This window comes from Roseateles sp. P5_B10 (assembly GCF_056400485.1).
Window position 1 is genome coordinate 1 of record NZ_JBFULE010000972.1, and the last position, 1772, is coordinate 1772.

Here is a 1772-nt window from a genome sequence, read left to right on the forward strand (position 1 = left end):
TTCTACCTCAGCGGAAGACGACCGTGCGATTGCCGTTGAGCAACACCCTGTGCTCGGCATGCCACTGAATGGCCCGCGCCAGCGCCACGCACTCCATGTCGCGGCCGATGCCCACGAGCTGCTCGGGCGGCATGCTGTGGTCGATGCGGGCGACCTCCTGCTCGATGATCGGCCCCTCGTCGAGGTCGCTGGTCACGTAATGCGCGGTTGCGCCGATCAGCTTGACGCCGCGTTCATAGGCCTGGTGGTAGGGCTTGGCGCCCTTGAAGCTGGGCAGGAAGCTGTGGTGGATGTTGATGGCCCGGCCGCTCAGGTCGCGGCACAGCTCGGGCGACAGGATCTGCATGTAGCGCGCCAGCACGACGAGGTCGATCTGGTTTTCGGCCACCACTTCGCGGATCTTGGCTTCCTGCGCCTGCTTCTGTGCGTCGGTGGCGCCCAGCAGCGGGAAGTGGTGGAAGGGAATGTTGTGCGAGGYCGCGAGCTGATAGAAGTCGCGGTGGTTGGAGACGATGGCCGGGATCTCGATGGGCAAGTGCCCGGTCTGCACGCGGAACAGCAGATCGTTCAGGCAATGGCCGAGCTTGGACACCAGCAGCAGCACACGGGTCTTGCGGGCGCGGGCCACCAGCTCCCAATCCATGTCGAACTGGGCGGCGAGCGGCGCAAACGCGGCCTGCAGCGCACCCTCTTCAGCCTTGGCCTCGAACTCGATGCGCATGAAGAAGCGCGCATGGTCAGCGTCACCATGCTGGTGGGAGGTCAGGATGTTGCCGCCTTCGCGCAGCAGCACACCGGTGACGGCATGCACGATGCCGGCGCGGTCGGGGCATGAAAGCTTGAGGATGAATCGCGGGGTCATGCGGTCGTTGCAGGGGCTTGGAACTGGCCCGCCACCAGCAGCAGCTGCCGATCGCAGCGCGCCGCCAGGTCGCGGTCATGGGTGACGAGAACGAAGGCGGTGCCGGACTCGCGGGCGCGCTCCAGCATCAGCTCGAAGACGACCGCGGCGGTGTCGCGGTCGAGGTTGCCGGTGGGCTCGTCGGCCAGCACGCAGGCAGGGCGGGTGACGAGGGCCCGGGCGATGGCCACGCGCTGGCGCTCGCCGCCCGACAGCTCGGACGGGCGGTGCTGCGCGCGGTCCTTGAGGCCGACGCGGGCCAGCATCTCGGCGGCCGTTTCGCGCGCCTGAGCAGGCGTCTGGCGGCGGATGCGCAGCGGCATCGCGACGTTGTCCAGCGCCGAGAACTCGGGCAGCAGGTGATGGAACTGGTAGACGAAACCCAACTGCTGGTTGCGCCAGCGGCCACGCTCGGCCTCATCCATGGACGCCAGCGACCGGCCCATCAGCGTGACGGCGCCCGAGGTCGGCACGTCCAGGCCGCCGAGCAGGTGCAAGAGCGTGCTCTTGCCCGAGCCTGAGGCGCCGACGATGGCCAGCGTCTCGCCGCGCGACACATGCAGGTCCACGCCCTTGAGCACGGTGACGTCCAGGCCGCCTTCGCTGAAGCGGCGGGTCAAGGCCGTGGCCTGAAGAATCTGATCACTCATAACGCAGCGCCTCCGCCGGCTGCACGCGGCTGGCGCGCCAGCTTGGGTAGAGCGTGGCGAGGAAGGACAGGGCCAGGGACACCAGCGCAATCGGCACGATGTCGCCTTGCTGCGGGTCGCTGGGCATCTTGCTGATGACGTAGATGCTGCCGGGCAGGAAGCTGACGTTGAGCAGGCGCTCGATGGTGGGCACGATGACGTCGATATTGCAGGCCACCAAC

At 67.7% G+C, this 1772-nt stretch carries 2 protein-coding genes and 1 pseudogene; all 3 read right to left on the reverse strand.

Features of this window, described 5'->3' with window-relative positions:
• Positions 1-7 precede the first annotated feature (7 nt).
• On the reverse strand, positions 8-862 hold the full coding sequence (gene purU, locus AC1DU6_RS29880; protein ID WP_477861655.1) for a formyltetrahydrofolate deformylase: 855 nt from the start codon (positions 860-862) through the stop codon (positions 8-10).
• Positions 859-1551, reverse strand: a complete 693-nt coding sequence (gene lolD / locus AC1DU6_RS29885; RefSeq protein WP_056192712.1) for a lipoprotein-releasing ABC transporter ATP-binding protein LolD — start codon at positions 1549-1551, stop codon at positions 859-861. The genes purU and lolD overlap by 4 nt, the downstream gene beginning before the upstream one ends.
• Positions 1544-1772, reverse strand: a pseudogene (locus AC1DU6_RS29890) (lipoprotein-releasing system transmembrane subunit LolC); the annotation flags it as partial. The pseudogene AC1DU6_RS29890 and the gene lolD, both read right to left, overlap by 8 nt.